The organism is Testudinibacter crocodili, assembly GCF_006228025.1.
Classification (GTDB): Bacteria; Pseudomonadota; Gammaproteobacteria; order Enterobacterales; family Pasteurellaceae; genus Chelonobacter.
This window is the reverse complement of record NZ_VDHF01000005.1, coordinates 14,143-31,028: the sequence shown is the minus strand read 5'-3', so window position 1 is coordinate 31,028 and position 16,886 is coordinate 14,143. Positions and strand designations below refer to the sequence as shown.

At 42.9% G+C, this 16,886-nt stretch carries 14 protein-coding genes and 2 pseudogenes; 14 read left to right on the top strand and 2 right to left on the bottom strand.

The genetic code is table 11. The annotated features are described in order from the left end of the window. Window positions 1-9: 9 nt before the first annotated feature. Window positions 10-930: a ribokinase gene (rbsK, locus tag FHQ23_RS00625; RefSeq protein ID WP_139612579.1), complete on the bottom strand. Its 921-nt coding sequence runs from the start codon at window positions 928-930 to the stop codon at window positions 10-12. 160 nt (window positions 931-1,090) lie between these two features. Here rbsK and deoC point away from each other — a divergent pair, with 160 nt between their 5' ends. The 11 genes from deoC (at window position 1,091) to FHQ23_RS00570 (ending at window position 13,454) form a co-directional block, all read left to right on the top strand. Then, the gene (gene deoC / locus FHQ23_RS00620) at window positions 1,091-1,765 is read left to right on the top strand and encodes a deoxyribose-phosphate aldolase (RefSeq protein WP_139612578.1); all 675 of its coding nucleotides are present in this window, start codon (window positions 1,091-1,093) and stop codon (window positions 1,763-1,765) included. A gap of 18 nt (window positions 1,766-1,783) precedes the next feature. After that, the gene (deoR, locus tag FHQ23_RS00615) at window positions 1,784-2,542 is read left to right on the top strand and encodes a DNA-binding transcriptional repressor DeoR (protein WP_139612577.1); all 759 of its coding nucleotides are present in this window, start codon (window positions 1,784-1,786) and stop codon (window positions 2,540-2,542) included. Window positions 2,543-2,584: 42 nt separating this feature from the next. Next, window positions 2,585-3,538, top strand: a complete 954-nt coding sequence (rfaC, locus tag FHQ23_RS00610; protein WP_139612576.1) for a lipopolysaccharide heptosyltransferase RfaC — start codon at window positions 2,585-2,587, stop codon at window positions 3,536-3,538. Between the two features lie 232 nt (window positions 3,539-3,770). Beyond that, window positions 3,771-4,961, top strand: coding sequence for a CaiB/BaiF CoA transferase family protein (locus FHQ23_RS00605; RefSeq protein ID WP_139612575.1), 1,191 nt, complete (start codon window positions 3,771-3,773; stop codon window positions 4,959-4,961). Then, window positions 4,961-5,899 (top strand): hydroxymethylglutaryl-CoA lyase, encoded by a 939-nt coding sequence (locus FHQ23_RS00600; protein ID WP_139612574.1) that lies wholly within the window; start codon window positions 4,961-4,963, stop codon window positions 5,897-5,899. The genes FHQ23_RS00605 and FHQ23_RS00600 overlap by 1 nt, the downstream gene beginning before the upstream one ends. A gap of 12 nt (window positions 5,900-5,911) precedes the next feature. Continuing rightward, window positions 5,912-7,174: a 3-isopropylmalate dehydratase large subunit gene (locus FHQ23_RS00595; RefSeq protein WP_139612573.1), complete on the top strand. Its 1,263-nt coding sequence runs from the start codon at window positions 5,912-5,914 to the stop codon at window positions 7,172-7,174. 10 nt (window positions 7,175-7,184) lie between these two features. Further along, window positions 7,185-7,673, top strand: a complete 489-nt coding sequence (locus FHQ23_RS00590) for a LeuD/DmdB family oxidoreductase small subunit (protein ID WP_139612572.1) — start codon at window positions 7,185-7,187, stop codon at window positions 7,671-7,673. A 1-nt stretch (window position 7,674) separates the two neighbouring features. Beyond that, window positions 7,675-8,838 carry a 2-methylaconitate cis-trans isomerase PrpF family protein gene (locus FHQ23_RS00585; RefSeq protein WP_139612571.1) on the top strand — a complete coding sequence of 388 codons (1,164 nt, stop codon included), beginning with the start codon at window positions 7,675-7,677 and terminating at the stop codon, window positions 8,836-8,838. A 65-nt stretch (window positions 8,839-8,903) separates the two neighbouring features. Beyond that, window positions 8,904-10,193 (top strand): SLC13 family permease, encoded by a 1,290-nt coding sequence (locus FHQ23_RS00580; RefSeq protein WP_139612570.1) that lies wholly within the window; start codon window positions 8,904-8,906, stop codon window positions 10,191-10,193. Window positions 10,194-10,271: 78 nt separating this feature from the next. Beyond that, complete coding sequence (locus FHQ23_RS00575) at window positions 10,272-12,194, top strand: sigma 54-interacting transcriptional regulator (RefSeq protein WP_139612569.1); 1,923 nt, start codon at window positions 10,272-10,274, stop codon at window positions 12,192-12,194. A 9-nt stretch (window positions 12,195-12,203) separates the two neighbouring features. Next, window positions 12,204-13,454: an RNA polymerase factor sigma-54 gene (locus tag FHQ23_RS00570; protein ID WP_139612568.1), complete on the top strand. Its 1,251-nt coding sequence runs from the start codon at window positions 12,204-12,206 to the stop codon at window positions 13,452-13,454. Window positions 13,455-13,464: 10 nt separating this feature from the next. Here the strand turns inward: FHQ23_RS00570 and FHQ23_RS00565 are convergent. After that, window positions 13,465-14,049 (bottom strand): annotated as a pseudogene (locus FHQ23_RS00565) (FGGY-family carbohydrate kinase); the annotation flags it as partial. On the opposite strand from FHQ23_RS00565, the pseudogene FHQ23_RS00560 reads away from it, so the two are divergent. The 3 genes and pseudogenes from FHQ23_RS00560 to hslV all read left to right on the top strand — a co-directional run. Further along, window positions 14,033-14,983, top strand: a pseudogene (locus tag FHQ23_RS00560) (sugar ABC transporter permease); the annotation flags it as partial. The pseudogenes FHQ23_RS00565 and FHQ23_RS00560 overlap by 17 nt on opposite strands. 118 nt (window positions 14,984-15,101) lie before the next feature. Continuing rightward, window positions 15,102-16,277: a XylR family transcriptional regulator gene (locus FHQ23_RS00555; RefSeq protein ID WP_139612566.1), complete on the top strand. Its 1,176-nt coding sequence runs from the start codon at window positions 15,102-15,104 to the stop codon at window positions 16,275-16,277. 79 nt (window positions 16,278-16,356) lie between these two features. Then, entirely contained in the window at window positions 16,357-16,881 is a 525-nt protein-coding gene (hslV, locus tag FHQ23_RS00550) for an ATP-dependent protease subunit HslV (protein WP_132965747.1), read from the top strand. Window positions 16,882-16,886: the final 5 nt, after the last annotated feature.

Here is a 16,886-nt window from a genome sequence, read left to right as displayed (position 1 = left end):
ATACAGCTCCTATTGTTGTGCCTGTTTAAAGAGATTGAATTGTGTTTGGTCAGGATAAGAGGATTGCGTTCCTTTGCCGGTCACGCTGTAAGCCGCATATAACGAAGCTTGCTGCATTGCCTCGAGTACGTTTCCGCTGTGGATATAGTGTTGCGCAAAACAGCCGATAAAGGCGTCGCCTGCACCGCTGGTATCGACGGCATTGACTTTACAAGGTGGTACTTTCACGATTTGATCACCGTACAGCCAAACCGATCCTTTGTCGCCTAAGGTTACAATGAGGTTTTTCAAACCCTTTTCCAATAAGAAGTGTGCAGCGGCTTGAATCTGCTCCATATTGGCAACCGGCATACCGGTCAAGATTTCCAGTTCGGTTTCGTTCGGCATAAAGAAATCACACTTACAGGCGTATTCAAGCGAAAGCGCTTTGCTCGCTGGCGCAGGATTTAAAATCACTTGAATTCCGTAGCGATTGGCAAAATCAATGGCGTAATACACGGTTTCCAGTGGAATTTCCAACTGGAGAATAATTAATTTGCATTGTTGCAATTCAGCGGCAGCGCGATCAATGTCTTCCGGTTTTAAGTGCGCATTGGCGCCTTTGATAATCAAGATTCGGTTTTGTGAACTGGAATCGACAAAAATAGGCGCAACACCGCTAGAGACACCGCTGACTTTTTCAACATATAGTGTATCAATACCGTTTTGTTGAAAATTGCGCAGGGTATTCTCCGCAAAAATATCATCCCCTACTTTGGATAACATCATTACGCTTGCCCCAGTACGGGCTGCGGCAATGGCTTGATTTGCCCCTTTGCCGCCACAACCCATCTGAAAGGTTGGCGCTTCTAAGGTTTCCCCTGCTTTTGGCATTTGATCGACATAGGTGATCAAATCAACCATATTTGAACCAATAACTGCAATATCCATTACTTTTTCCTTTTGTTAAAATTAAAACATTAATTGCTAAAAATAGTTTATAATAATAAAAATGTTAAAAAAGTTACATCGATCACAGATTTTAAATTAAATTGGCATATCATATGAAAAACCGCTTCGTTATGAAGTATAAATTCAATAGGAGAGAAAAATGGAAACTAAAGAGATTGTAAAAATGATTGATCATACCGCACTTGCTTGTGATAAGACTGAGGCTGAAATCAGTTTGTTGTGTCAGGAAGCGATTTCAAATGGATTTTATTCGGTATGTATCAATGCCTGTCATATTCCACTGGCGAAGGGATTGTTGCAAGGGCAAGATGTAAAAATTTGCACAGTAGTTGGATTCCCATTGGGGGCGACGCTGAGTTCAGTGAAAGCTTTTGAGGCAGCGGAAGCGATTAAGGCAGGGGCGCAGGAAGTGGATATGGTGATCAATGTGGGCTGGGTCAAATCCACACAGTGGGACAGGGTGAAAGCTGACATTGACGCAGTGCTGAATGCCTGCGGGCAGGTTCCATTGAAGGTGATTTTGGAGACTTGTTTATTAACTCGAGATGAAATAGTAAAATTGTGCGAAATTTGCCGTGCGCTTCAGGTGGCTTTTGTCAAAACGTCAACCGGTTTTAGTCAAGGCGGCGCAACGGTTGAAGATGTGGCATTAATGCACAGTGTTGTCGGGCGTGATATTGGGGTGAAAGCCTCCGGTGGCGTACGTGATCTTGCCACGGCGTTAGCGATGATTGACGCTGGCGCCAATCGGTTGGGAACCAGTTCCGGCATTGCTATTGCCAATGGATTGCAGGATAATCAAGCAGGTTATTAATGTGAAACAGGAGCCGCGGTGGATACAAAAGTAAACGCGAGAATTCAACAATTGGAATTCTTGTTAAAACAAATGGATAAGATTCATTTGCGTGATGCCGCAGGCATTTTAAATGTTTCTGAAATGACCATTCGGCGTGATCTCAGCACCGATACCGGCACTTTAGTGCTGCTGGGCGGTTATATTGTTAAAGATCCACAGCGTTTTAATGAAAACGGTTATTTTATTTTTGAGCAACAAAGTAAAAATATTGCTCAAAAAATGCAAATTGGAAAACTCGCTGCAGAGCAAGTGAAAGAAGGCGATGTTGTCTTTTTTGACTGCGGTTCTACCATTCCGTTTATTGCTTCCCAGATTCACGATTCGCTTAACTTCACCGCACTTTGTTGTTCTATCAATACCTTTATGATTTTGCAGGAAAAAAGCCAATGCAATTTGATTTTGTGTGGGGGACGGTATTCACGGGATAACTCTTTTCTGGATTCGATTACGTTGCAAAATGAGCTTGATGCAGTCTGTCCGAGCAAAGCGTTTATTTCAGCCGCCGGCGTGCATCATCAAAAAGGGGTTACCTGTTTCAGTTTTGCCGAAGCGCAAGTGAAAGCCAAAGCGATACAGAAATCACAGCAGAATATTTTGGTGTTTGACGACAGTAAAATTGATAAGATTCAGCAAGCTTATATTGGTGAGCTGAATCAGTTTGATTTATTGATTTGTAATCAGATGTTGCCAGAACGTTTTAACCAAACCGCACTTCCCTGTTTGCTTTCGGCATAATTTGAGTCATTAAGCAAGGGAGCACAGAGGGACAATCGAAATATGAAAATCTGCCTGATCAAAACCTCATCGATGGGCGATATTTTACATACTTTGCCCGCCTTAACGGACGCACAACGTGCGGTTGCGGATTTGCAGCTGGATTGGGTGGTCGAGGAGAATTTTGCAGAGATTCCCATTTGGCATGCAGCGGTAAATCAGGTGATTCCGATTGCGTTGCGCCGTTGGCGTAAAATGCCGTTCAGCGCACAAACACGCCGAGAGTGGCGGCAATACCGCACTTTGTTGCAACAACAGCAATATGATGCGGTGATTGACGCGCAGGGGTTGCTGAAAAGTGCGGTTTTTGCCACCCGTTTGGCACGTGGTACAAAACACGGTTATGACCGCCGTTCGATCCGCGAACCACTCGCCAGTTTTTTCTACGATCAGACCTATGCCATCAGTTACCAACAACATGCAGTTGAACGGATTCGTCAACTGTTTGCGTACAGTTTGGGCTACACTTTACCAAGTGAACAAGGTGATTACGGCATTGCCCGTCATTTTTTAAACCCCGCCAACCACACCACACCGTATTTGATTTTTATTCACTCAACGACCCGTGATGATAAACATTGGCCGGAAAGTGCTTGGCGTGAGCTGATGACCGCACTTGCGCCGTCGGGTTATCAAATTCAATTGCCGTGGGGCAATGACAAAGAGCGGTTACGAGCCGAGCGTTTGGCGCAAGGTTTTGCCTATGTACAGGTGCTGCCGAAAACCACACTGTTGCAAATTGCCACAAAAATCGCCCATGCCACCGCTGTGGTTTCGGTCGATACCGGCTTAGCACACTTAACCGCTGCTTTAGATAAACCCAACATCACCCTCTACGGCGCCAGCGATCCGAAGCTGATCGGCGGCTACGGCAAAAATCAAATTGCACTTTGTGCTGATAGTATGTCAGCGATCGGTGCTTCGCTGGTAATCAAGAAATTGTCAAGACTGCTTTAGGTTTTTGATCACAAATCTGATTTTTACTGTAACAAATCTGTTATTTCCTTCCGTGTTCCAATCTCTCGATTGCATGAAAAATAATCTTATTGGCATAAAAAACGTGATCATCTTCACGTTTTGTAAGTTTAAATCGACGTAACCCTTTTTTGGCACGATTTTCGCATCTTCTTAAGGTAAGAAAATTTTTTTCTTTTCTGCTTATTTATTTAACTTATCAAGGAGTAGTTGTATGCAAAAAGGAGCATTAGAAGGGCTGCGAATATTGGATTTAAGCCGCGTATTGGCGGGCCCGTTTTGTAGCATGATGTTGGCGGACATGGGCGCTGAAGTGATTAAAATCGAGCAGCCAGGGATCGGGGATGACTCCAGACAGTTTGCGCCGATGAAAAGCGGAGAAAGCTCTTACTATATGAATCTTAACCGAAATAAAAAAGGCATCACGTTGAATTTGAAGGGTAAAGGGCGTGATATTTTTCTTGAAATGGTAAAACAGGCCGATATTGTGCTGGAAAATTACCGTCCGGGTACGATGGAAAAATTAGGTTTAGGTTATGAAGCGTTGAAAACGGTTAATCCGCGTATTATTTACGGTGCGATTTCCGGTTTTGGGCATACAGGCCGTAATAAAATGCGTCCTGGTTATGACATTATTGCGCAGGCAACCGGGGGATTAATGAGTACGACGGGTTGGCCAGGCGGTGAGCCAACCCGTTCGGGGACTGCAATGGGCGATGTTTTGGCCGGTCTTTCACTTGCCATTGGGCTGTTGGCTGCGGTGAATCATCAAACTCGTACTGGACAAGGGCAGAAAGTCGATATTGCCTTGGTAGATTCCGTAGTTGCCAGCATGGAGATCATCAATCAAATTTATTTAGTTGAAGGACGTTTGCCTGAGAGGATCGGTAACCGGTATGAATCTTGCTATCCGTACGACTCTTTTGCCGCGAAAGACGGCTGGCTGGTTATCGGCGCTGCGAATGATAAATTGTGGCATTTGGTCTGTAAGGTCATTGGACGTGAAGATTTGATCCAAAACCCACGCTATAAAACCAATCCGGATCGCGTCAAAAATCATGCGGAAATTAAACCGCTTGTTGAGGCTTGGACAAAACAATATCCAGCAGAAGACGTGATTAATGCGATGTTGGCAGCGGGGGTTCCTGCTGCACCGATTAATACCATCGACCAAATTGTCAATGATCCACATATTGCGCAAGATCGGCAAATGTTTGTGGATGTTATGCATCCTTTGGCGGGTAAAACTACGTTGACCGGCTCGCATTTAAAATTTTCGCTCACTCAAACTGGGATCAGAACCGCAGCTCCGTTGTTAGGGGAACACAATACGGATATTTATCAAGCACTATTGGGTTATACGCCTGAAGTCTTGTCCGAGTTGAAAGATAGCGGGGTTATCTAATGCAAAGTGCGGTTGAACATTCAAATCAAACGGTATTTATTCGTGAAGTCTGTCCCCGCGATGGATTCCAAAATGTCGCAGTATGGATAGAGACGGAGGATAAAAAACGAATTATCACATCGTTGTTGCAAAGTGGGATTCGCAGTATTGAGGCAACCTCGTTTGTTTCGCCAAAAGCGATCCCTCAGATGCGAGATGCCACAGAAATCGCCACATTTACTTTGGAAAAAGCCAAATCAAAAGGAATTGATGTGGTGGCATTGGTGCCAAATTTGAAAGGTATGGAATTGGCATATGCCGCAGGAATTCGTGAAGTGAATTATGTGGTTTCAGTTAGTGAGGCGCACAACAAAGCGAATATCAATCGAACACCTCAGCAATCGTTGCAAGAACTGAAAAATATTGTGCAGCACTATCCGGATGTCAAGATTCATTTGGTGTTGGCGACGGTATTTGGCTGCCCATTTAGCGGCGAAACGCCATTTGAAAGTATTAAGGCTTTAATTTCAAGTGCGGTGCAAGGGTGTGGGATCAAGGCAGTAACGCTGTGCGATACGATTGGTGTTGCCAATCCGGCGCAAGTGAGATCAATTCTGGCTGGCTTAATTTCGGCGTATCCGCAAATCTGTTTTACCTTGCACCTGCATAATACTCATGGCATGGCACTTGCGAATATTATGGTCGCATTGGATTGTGGGATTCGCCATTTTGAAACGGCGGCGGGTGGTTTGGGGGGTTGTCCGTTTGCACCAGGCGCAGCGGGTAATTCCGCCACTGAAGATTTGGTGAATATGTTGCAGCGTATGGGGTTTAAAACGGATGTTGAGCTGCCTGCATTGTTAAGTGCGGTCAAGTTGATTGATGAGTTGATTCCAAATGCGGTTTCTAGCCAATTGAGTCGGGCGAGAACGTATCAAGAGTTTGATTTTTTCCAATGAAGGAGCGTTGAGATGGGCAAAACATTATCAGAGAAAATCTTAGCAAAAAATGCACATCGAGATGCGGTGAATGCCGGCGATGTGGTGTGGGTGGATATAGATCGTTCCATGATGGATGATATTTTAGGACCAAGGGTTCAGATTGCGGAAAAATTACCAGAATTGACCAAAGAGATTAAAAATCGTGAGAACGTGATTGTGATTTCGGATCATTATACGCCGCCGGCGAATATTCGTCAGGCTGAAATTGTTAAGTTTACCCGGGATTGGTCGTCAGAAAATAATATCGACAATTATTATGAATTTGAAGGCCCTTGTCATCAGGTGATGGCGGAGTATGGGCACGTTTTGCCGGGAACCGTGATTTTGGGAACGGACTCGCATACCTGCATGGGGGGCGCATTAGGCGCGTTTGCCAGCGGAGTGGGATCGACCGAAATGCTGGGGATTTTAGCCACCGGGCAAACATGGTTAAAAGTGCCTGAAACTATCCAAGTGCGGTGGGACGGACGGCTCAATCCTGGCGTGATGGCAAAAGATATTTCGTTGAAAACCATCGGCGTCATCGGACACGCCGGAGCAACGTATAAAGCGGTTGAATATGTGGGCGAGACTTTTGACCAAATGGAGATCGAACAGCGCATGGCGATTACCAATATGGCGGTCGAAATGGGCGCTAAAGTCGGGTTGATGCCAGTGGATGATAAAACCATAGCATACTTGGATTCCTTGGGAATTCAACGTGACAGCTATTCGGTTTATCACAGTGATGCCGATGCTCGATTCTGCCAAAAATTACATTTCAATAGTGCTGAGCTTTTGCCACAAGTGGCTTGTCCGCATGAAGTCGATAATGTGACGGCGGTGATTGATGTGAATACACCAATTCATCAGGCGTATTTAGGCTCTTGTACCGGCGGGCGACTGAGTGATTTGGTAGCAGCTGCTGAACTGTTAAAGGGCAAGAAAATAGCCAAAGGGATTCGTTTATTGGTTTCGCCAAGTTCGAAGAAAATTTGGAAAGCCGCCAGTGATGCTGGGGTTTTATCCGTCCTAGCCGAAGCCGGGGCAGTTATTTTGGCCCCGACTTGCGGAGTTTGCGTGGGGTTACATTCGGGCTTATTGGCGCCGAAAGAAGTGTGTATTTCAGCCAGTAACCGCAATTTTATTGGCCGTATGGGAAGCAAAGAAGCGTTTATTTATCTGAGTTCTCCATTAACAGTCGCCGCGTCGGCGATTACGGGTCGAGTGACCGATCCGCGCGAGTTTTTATAAGGGGGTATCTATGGAGTTTGAAGGTAAGGCATGGGTTTTTGGCGATAATATCAACACCGATATTATTTCACCACCGCAATATATGGAACTTTCTATTGAAGAAGCGGCTGCTTATTCAATGCAGGCAGTTCATGAAACATTTGCGAAGCAAGTCGCAGAAGGCGATATTTTTATTGCCGCCGATAATTTAGGATCCGGCTCGAGTCGTGAGACCTCGCCGTTGACGCTAAAATATCTGGGTATAAAAGTGGTTGTAGCCAAATCATTTGCGCGAATTTTTTATCGCAATTGTATTAACTTAGGGATTCCGGCAATTGAATGTCCTGATTGGGACGGGATTTCTGAAGGAGATCAGGTGAGTATTGATGTGGAACAAGGGCAATTATTAAATTTGACCCGTAATACGTGTTTTAAATGCAGTAAATTACCGGACAACATTATGCAGATGATCGAGGCTGGTGGTTTGGTTAACTACTTAAAAGCAATAAAAGGAGAATAATATGCACCCGGAATTAGATAGTTTTACCGTTTCTATTGTACGTGGCGGTACTAGCAAAGGTATTTTTATTTTAGAGAGTGAGCTGCCGAAGCAGCAGCCGACACGCGATAACATTATTTTATCGATTTTTGGTAGTCCGGATATGCGCCAAATCGATGGCTTGGGCGGTGCTGACTCGTTGACCAGCAAATTGGCGATTATTGGGCCATCAACCCGAGCAGATGCTGATGTGGATTATACGTTCGGACAAGTGAGCCTCACCAAAGCCTTTATTGATTATAAAGGCAATTGCGGCAATATCTCTTCTGCCGTGGGAGCGTTTGCGATTGAAAATGGATTGGTTAGCGCGATTGAGCCGATCACCAACGTGCGGGTGCATATGGTCAACACCGGACGAATTTTGCTGTTATCAGTTCCGGTTATCGGCAATAAAGCGCGTATTGAAGGGGATTATAAGATTTCCGGAGTTCCGGGCAGTGGTGCCAAAGTTGGAATTGATTGGGCAGATTGCGGTGGCGAGTCAACCGGTAAATTATTGCCTAGTGGTAATTTAATCGATCACATTGAAGTTGATTCCAACAGTTATCCGGTCTCGGTGGTTGATGCAGGCAATATTACTGTATTTATCGCTGCGACGTCACTGGGACTGAGTGGCATTGAGTTACCATCAGAAATTGAAGCGAATAAAGGGTTAATGACATTGATTGAGAGCATTCGTGGCAAAGTGGCACAACGATTGGGGTTGATTGACGATTGGCAACTTTCAGCACAAGAGATTCCGTATGCACCGTTTTTCTCGATAGTCAGTCCTTCGGCAAGCTATACCACACGAGATGGTAAATCGATTGCACAGGACGAAATTAATATTGTTTCCCGCTTGTTGTTTATGCAAGGCGTTCACAAGACACATCCGGTTACAGGAACCGTGGCATTGGGCGCCTGTTGTAGGATTCCAGGGACGATTGCTCATCAGGCATTATCTGGCGCTGCCACCGAAACTGATTTGATCTGGATTGGTCATCCGTCAGGACGAATTGAAATTGAAAGTGCGGTTTCATGTTCTGGTAGCGAGTATCACTTGGCTAAATCGATTGTGGCAAGAACAGCCAGAATTATTTTGAAAGGTGAAGTGTATGTTCGCAAAAGCATAGTGACCGCACAATAAACCAAAACAACACAACCGCCTGCAAAGTGCGGTTGCATATCGTGTCATATAACCGGAGTTTTTATATGTTAAGCTTTAACGTTATTATTTTACTTTTTATTGTGTTATCGATTGCCGGAGGATATTTTTTTAAAATAAATATTGGTATTTTTGCGATTGTCTTTTCATTTATTGCGGCTTATATCTATGGGCTGAATGCTAAGGATGTGTCCGGTTTATGGGGATTGAATCTTTTTTTTATTTTGCTATCGATCACCTTCTTTTATGGGATTGTGATTTCGAATGGTACGCTCTCGTTGGTCGCGGAAAAAATGGTGTTTGCCGTACGTAATCAGCCGTTTCTTATTCCGATTGTTCTGTTTGTGACGGTGGTGATTTTTGCCGGAATCGGACCTGGGCATTATGCTGCCTTTGCTTTTATGTCACCACTGGTGATGGTGATTGCCAGTAAAATTAATATGAGTCGCTTGTTGGCGGCGATCATTATCTATAGTGGCGCAGTTGCCGGAGGATTTAATCCGTTTACTTTAGGTGGGCGTGTAACGGAAGGTTTAATTGAAAAATTGGGTTACAGTGTAGAAATGTCGCAAGCGTATGCTTTAACAGTAGGCCGTAATAGTTTTGTGATCCATACTTTAATTTTTATTTTTGGGTATATTCTACTAAAGGGCTATCAGGTAACATCTGCCCAGATAGAGCAACCTAAATTATTAAATAACCAGCAAAAACGAACCTTAGCTTTAGTTGCATTGATCTTTTTACTGGTTATCGTGCCGAGTGTGCTATTGGCATTAAACCCGCAATCACTCTTTTTAAGTAAAATGACTAAAATGTTGGATCCCACTTTTCTCTCCTTTTTGGGCATTGTATTGGCACTTGTACTTAAATTGGGGAATGAAAATGAGGCAATGAAAAACATTCCTTGGTCGATCATCATCATGATCGGTGGTTTAGGGATGTTGACTGAATTGGCTTCTAAGGCAGGTGCGATGACGGCGCTGTCCAACTATCTGAACAGTATTGATGGTAGCACAGGGGGTGGTGTGATTTATTATTTGGTTGCAGCATTTTCGTCAATGATGTCGGTATTTGCTTCTAGTATGGGGGTAGTTATGCCGACTTTTTATCCAATTGTGCCGAACCTACACGTGGATAATCCTGGTTTGATGTTCTCTATCATCACTATGTTTGCTACTTTCACTGGGTATTCACCATTTTCTTCCGGTGGTGCGCTGGTTATGGCAGGATTGACAGATCCAAAAGAGAGCAAACAATTATTCATCAGACTATTAATCTTACCATTTTTGCTATTGGCGCTAGGCTATTGTTTACTTTATATTGGCGTTCTTTATTAATAATGTAATAACAATAGGGGCTATTGGTCAGGTGGCTGATAGCCTTGTTTGAATTTATAGATTGTTGAGGTTTTTATTTTGAATAAAAAGATGTTTAATCTTGTTTTTGTTGCGCCGGATCAAGAGCTTGCCAAATTTGCCAGAATCGAAGCCGATAATCTGGGTTGCAATATGACAATTTTAAACGCCATTTTAGATGCACCAGATATCAGTAAATTAACCGATAACCATAAATCTTACGATGCCGTGATTAGTCGCGGTGGAACAGCCGCTTCGTTGGAAAAAATGTTGTCGATTCCGGTAATTTCAATCAATTTTTCGTTATCTGATTTGCTAAACCAGCTCACCCCATATAAAACACGCTATAAAAAATTAGTGCTGATCACTTATGAAAAAATAGCAGGGATTGAATATGTCGCTGCAGCATTAGATCTGAGCATTGAATTTCATAGTTTCCAAAATCAGGCCGATATTGCTCGGTTACTGGCGAGCTACATTCCGGAACAGCAACTCTGTATTATTGGCGGTGTTTTGGTATTCCAACAAGCACAACAGCGCAACTTTAATACTATTTTATTAAAAACCGCCTCTGAGTCAGTTCGCGAAGCCATCAGCCGTGCGATCTCGGTCAGTAAATTTAAACATGATGTTCAACGCAAAGCCAGTCGTTTGAATACGATTTTATCATCAGTTGCAGAAGGCGTGATTGTTACTGATAAATTTAACCGAATTGAACTGATTAACCCAATTGCCGAAAAAATAATAAAAAATACCCACTTGAACGTTATCGGCAAAGAGATTAGTCAACTGATTCCCTCTTCACAAACTGGTTTGGTGATACAAAGTAAAAAAGCACATAATGGTGAATTAATTGAAATTGGCGGTAAAACCTATGTGGTAAACCGCATGCCAATTTTAGTTAATCAAGAGTGCTTGGGTGTGATTTGTACGTTGACTGAAGAGAATAAGATCAAGCATGCAGAATATAAGCTGAGAAAACGTGAAGCTACCAAGCGAGGATTTATTGCCAAATATTGCTTTGATGATATTTTGACGCGTAATGACAACATGGAAAAATGTAAGCTGCTGGCAACGATGTATTCAGCAACAGATGCCAATGTTTTGTTGTATGGGGCATCAGGGGTAGGGAAGGAGTTGTTTGCCAACAGTATCCATTTTGCCAGTCCGCGTAGACATAATCCCTTTATTGCTATTAATTGTGCTGCGATTCCTGAAAATTTATTAGAAAGTGAATTATTTGGTTATGAGAAAGGGGCATTTACCGGAGCCAATAAGGAAGGAAAAACAGGATTATTTGAGTTGGCCCATACCGGTACTTTATTTTTAGATGAGATTGCTGAGATGCCACTTGCTTTGCAGGCAAGATTGCTGCGTGCTTTACAGGAAAAAGAGATTATGCGTGTCGGAGGCAGTGAAGTGATCCCAATAGATGTGCGGGTGATCAGTGCTAGTAATAAAAATTTGACACAAGAAGTTGTAAAAGAGCGGTTTAGACAAGATCTTTACTACCGTTTGAATCACCTTTTTTTAAGAATACCAACGCTGTCTGAGAGGCCTGAAGATATTGCTTATTTATCTGAGCTTTTTTTAGCAGAACATAAAATAGATATTGACCGCCTACAATATGAGGCGCTATTGCATTATTTAAAATCTTATTCATGGCAAGGTAACGTGCGAGAGTTGAAATTTATGATGCAGCGCTTAGCTTTGATGATCGGTCTTTTCCCGCAGCAAAGTTATCTTTCATTGTTTAAATCTTTTTGCTTATTTGAGGCGTCAGAGAGTAGAGAACAACATTCTAACCAAGATTTTAAGAGCAGAACATTGGCGTTTCAAGTAGCATTGATTAAACAGTGTTTGGCTGAAAACAATCAGGATTATCAAAAGGTTTCACAAATATTAAATATCAGTAAAATGACGGTTTATCGCTATTTAAAGCAGGATATTAATACAGTGGTTAATCCTGATATTAATGTATAGAGGTCTACAGTGATATCTGAGCTCAGCCAAAAACAGGAAATAAGCATTGGATTGTCGTCTAACGATATTATAGTTTTTAATATCCTGTCATTTTCCTATGATGAATTACAGTATTTCATCACTGATCAATTGCTTAATCATGCTGCTGGCGATTATCAAAAAGGGTCTTATTTTAATTTCCCAACAACAATACTACTGGAGGATGTTGAGCAAACCCATGATATGTTCCAGCCACCAAATTTACACGCAAACCTATTACTGCAGCTGAATGAATTACATTTAAATGAATATGAAGAAGAGATTCTGACTTTTATTATTGACTCAATCGATGAACGTGGTTTTTTAACGACAGATAAGCAGAATCTGTATCAAGATTGGTTGCAGTATCAAGCAGCATTTCTTTCTGCTGGAGAGTTGTCATATGCAGATTTTTATCGCTATATTGAGCTGGTGCAAACATTAGAGCCATTAGGCATTGGTGCAGAATCTGTGCAGGAAAGTATCCTGATCCGTTTACGCCACAGTGATGATTGCCACCACTTGTTGGCAGAACGTATCGTACAGTCAGGCTGGCGCGAACTGGGTAATAAGAATATTTTAAAGCAAAAGGTTAAAAATCAATTGACGAATACTAGCGAACAAGATTTAAATGCAGCGCTGGCATTGATTCAGAGTATTTCTCCATTTCCGGTTAGTTGTTATATTGAGGAGCCAATTAAATATAGAGTTCCAGAGTTTTTACTTCGAGTTGAAGCAGACGAAGTTAAAATAGAAATATTAAATGAGAGTGACTTTCCATTTCAATCCGTGCTGATGCAGTCTAGCCTAGAGCAGGAAAATAGCCAAGCACTGAATAGGATAAATGTTATTATCGGTGGAATAAAATATAGAACGTTACTATTGCGAAAACTATTAGAATTAATGATTCAGCGGCAAAAAACTTTTTTTATTAGTAAAAATCACAGCGACTTAGCCGAATGGGATTTATACGAAATTAGCCGTCGACTTAATTTAAGTCTTTCCAGTTTGTATCGTTTAATAAAAGATAAATATATTAAATTTGATAAGAAAATCTATGCATTCACCGACTTACTACCCACCAATACATACTCTTCTGGTAGTGAATATATCAAGCAGCGAATTAGCGCATTATTACGGGAAAATAATACGCTTACTGATCAAGATATCACTGATATTTTAACCAATGAAAAGATCAAAATTTCTCGTAGAACAGTCAATAAATATCGTCACCAATTATGAGTCACTCTAGTTAGATAAAACCTTTCAAGCGCTGATACAGCTGGTTAAAACGTGCCTTTTTGCTGTGGTAATACGCCCGCCTTGCCGGATTCGGTTGATAAGTTTGCTCCAATACTAAAGGCGGGCAAAAATCAGCTATCGCTTTATCCGGATTTAACGCAATTTGCGCTAACTTTGCCGCGCCCAGTGCGGGACCGACATCGCCGCCTTGGCGGTATTCCAAGGTTTTTCCGCTGATATCCGCCAATAGTTGCCGCCAATAATGGCTTTTGGCACCGCCGCCGATTAGGGTGATGTTGTCCGCCGCAACGCCGCTTGCGTGCAGTACCTCGATGCCTTGCGCCAAGGCAAAACTGACGCCTTCCAACACGGCTTTTGCCAGTGTCGCCTGAGTGCTGTTGTGATCCATGCCCCAGAATACACCTTTGGCGTAAGGGTCGTTATGCGGTGTTCTTTCGCCGGATAAATAAGGCAAGAAAATTATACCGGAGTCGTCGGCACTGGCCGCAAGCTCGAAAAAGTGCGGTATATCGTGAATGCCAAGCGCTTGGTTTGCCCAATCGATGCAAGCTGCAGCACTTGTTTCTGCAGAAATTGACTTGTCAGTCGGCTCTCTAATGGGATTATTAGGTGGTTTTGCTGCTATTACCAATGTGTGGTGGGGCTGGCCATTACCGGCAACAATTACGGCAACATTACTACTGGGATTGATGTTCGGTATTTGGAATGGTTGGTGGGTTGCATACCAGCGAGTGCCTTCGTTTATTGTGACTTTGGCCGGATTATTGGCATTTAGAGGCATTTTGATTGGTATGACGAATGGTACGACAGTATCTCCAACATCAGCCATTATGACGCAAATTGGGCAAGGTTATTTATCGAATGAACTAGGCTTTATTATCGGTAGCGTTGCGATTGCATTGTTTGTAACGTGGGGTAATTATCAACGCCGTTCTAGACAAAAACTAGCATTACCGGTACCACAGATTTCAAAAGACTTTTTGAAATATATTGTGATAGCCATATTATTGCTAGGTGCAATTTATCTTTTAAATGATTATCGAGGTATCCCGGTTCCGGTATTGATTTTGTCCATACTGGCAGTTGTTGGCTATTTTATTTCTAAGAAAACCGCATTTGGACGTTATATTTATGCTATAGGCGGTAATATTGAAGCAGCCAGATTATCCGGAATTAAAGTGGAAAGAATAAAGCTAGCCATTTTTTCGATTAATGGAGTTATGGTCGCAATTGCAGGGCTAATTTTGAGTGCCCGTTTAGGGGCTGGTTCACCGTCAGCCGGGCAAAATGCAGAGTTAGATGCGATTGCTGCCTGTGTTATCGGCGGGGCGAGTTTAGCTGGTGGTATCGGTAGTGTGTGGGGCGTGATTATTGGTGCGCTGATTATCGCTTCATTAGATAACGGCATGAGTATGTTAGATGTTCCGACATTTTGGCAATATATTGTTAAAGGCGGTATCCTGTTATTAGCTGTTTGGGCAGATTCAATAAGCAAGAAAAAAGCATAATATTCAATTTGCCAAATTGTATTAGGGGTTAGTTATCCGATGGCTAACCCTTTTGTTTACCATCGTTTTATTCTATAGTTGCTGGACTTTTTGATGATTTGATTGAAAGGATCTTGCTATGACCACCGAATATCACCGCATCGCGCTGCTGTTTAATGCCAATAAAGTTTATGACCGTGAAGTCATGGAAGGTATTGGTGAATATATACAAGCTTCGCTCTGTAACTGGGACGTTTTTTTGCAAGATGATTTTGTTCATCATGATGAAAGTATCAACTTGGCGGTGGTGGATGGAATAATTGCCGATTTTGATAATCCGCAGTTGGCACATAAATTACAAGAATTAAATCTTCCGCTGGTTGCCGTTGGCAGCTCTTATCATAATAGTACAGATTATCCTCCGGATATTCCTTATGTTGCAACGGACAATCAACGATTAATCGAAATGGCATTTAACCATTTGAAAGGAAAGGGGTTAAACCATTTTGCTTTTTATGGTGTGCCGACGGCGAGCCCTTGTCATTGGTCTGAAGAAAGACGCTATGCATTTGAAAAACTGATGCAGGAAAATCAATATCAGAGCCAAGTGTATCTGGGCTATGAAACCCGGCATGACAATTGGCAGGATTCACAACAGCAACTGAACCGATGGATTCAATCTTTACCAATACACACCGGAATTATTGCCGTGACTGATGCTAGAGCGCGGCATTTATTGCAAACCTGCGAGCATTTGAACATTGCCGTGCCAGAACAAATTTGTATTATCGGCATTGATAATGAAGAGTTAATCCAATACTTTTCACGGGTGTCGCTATCGTCGGTAATGCAGGGTACGAAAGAAATGGGTTACCAAGCGGCTAAGCTGTTACATCGGTTATTGACCGGTAAAAAAGTGAAAAGCCAACCGATTTTGATTCCGCCGCTGAAGGTGGCTGAACGAGCCTCAACCGATTACCGCTCAATCCATGATCCGTTAGTGATGCAAGCCATGCACTATATCCGCTTGCATGCTTGTTCCGGAATTAAAGTGGAACAAGTGTTGGATTACGTTAAAACCTCGCGTTCCAATTTAGAGGGGCGTTTTAAAGCGGAAATCGGCAAAACGATCCACCAAATTCTTTATCAAGAAAAAGTAGAACGAGCCAGAAAGTTGCTGGGATCAACCTCGATTTCGATTAATGACATTTCAGAAATATGCGGTTACCCGTCCATCCAATATTTTTATTCGGTTTTTAAAAAGGAATATTCACAGACTCCGAATGAATACCGACTACAGCGTAGCCGAAAATAAAGCCGCTGATTACCTTGAAACCGCACTTTTTACCTCCATATAACTCACATTAACCCAATCAGAATGAGGTAATTTAGTTATGACCACGATAGTAAGTGTGCGCCGCGACGGGCAAGTTGTCGTCGGCGGTGATGGGCAGGTTTCTTTGGGCAATACAGTGATGAAAGGCAATGCGCGCAAGGTGCGCCGTTTGTATCACAATAAAGTGTTGGCGGGTTTTGCCGGTGGTACAGCGGATGCGTTCACGCTGTTTGAGCTGTTTGAACGCAAATTAGAAATGCATCAAGGGCATTTATTGAAAAGTGCGGTTGAGCTGGCGAAAGAGTGGCGCACCGACCGTGCTTTGCGCCGTTTGGAAGCGATGTTGATTGTGGCGGATGAAACCGAATCGCTGATCATCACCGGGAACGGCGATGTGGTGCAGCCGGAAGACAATATTCTGGCAATCGGTTCCGGCGGTAATTATGCGATGTCGGCGGCACGGGCGTTATTGGAAAACACTGACTTGTCGGCACGCGAAATCGTGGAAAAATCACTGAAAATTGCCGGTGATATTTGCGTGTTCACCAATTTGAATCAAACTATCGAGCAGTTGCCCGAGTAACTGTT

What these genes read in the sequence shown, in the direction of transcription:
- rbsK (WP_139612579.1), bottom strand. Translation starts at nt 930, where the DNA reads ATGGATATTGCAGTTATTGGTTCAAATATGGTTGATTTGATCACCTAT.
- deoC (WP_139612578.1), top strand. Translation starts at nt 1,091, where the DNA reads ATGGAAACTAAAGAGATTGTAAAAATGATTGATCATACCGCACTTGCT.
- rfaC (WP_139612576.1), top strand. Translation starts at nt 2,585, where the DNA reads ATGAAAATCTGCCTGATCAAAACCTCATCGATGGGCGATATTTTACAT.
- FHQ23_RS00605 (WP_139612575.1), top strand. Translation starts at nt 3,771, where the DNA reads ATGCAAAAAGGAGCATTAGAAGGGCTGCGAATATTGGATTTAAGCCGC.
- FHQ23_RS00600 (WP_139612574.1), top strand. Translation starts at nt 4,961, where the DNA reads ATGCAAAGTGCGGTTGAACATTCAAATCAAACGGTATTTATTCGTGAA.
- FHQ23_RS00595 (WP_139612573.1), top strand. Translation starts at nt 5,912, where the DNA reads ATGGGCAAAACATTATCAGAGAAAATCTTAGCAAAAAATGCACATCGA.
- FHQ23_RS00590 (WP_139612572.1), top strand. Translation starts at nt 7,185, where the DNA reads ATGGAGTTTGAAGGTAAGGCATGGGTTTTTGGCGATAATATCAACACC.
- FHQ23_RS00585 (WP_139612571.1), top strand. Translation starts at nt 7,675, where the DNA reads ATGCACCCGGAATTAGATAGTTTTACCGTTTCTATTGTACGTGGCGGT.
- FHQ23_RS00580 (WP_139612570.1), top strand. Translation starts at nt 8,904, where the DNA reads ATGTTAAGCTTTAACGTTATTATTTTACTTTTTATTGTGTTATCGATT.
- FHQ23_RS00555 (WP_139612566.1), top strand. Translation starts at nt 15,102, where the DNA reads ATGACCACCGAATATCACCGCATCGCGCTGCTGTTTAATGCCAATAAA.
- hslV (WP_132965747.1), top strand. Translation starts at nt 16,357, where the DNA reads ATGACCACGATAGTAAGTGTGCGCCGCGACGGGCAAGTTGTCGTCGGC.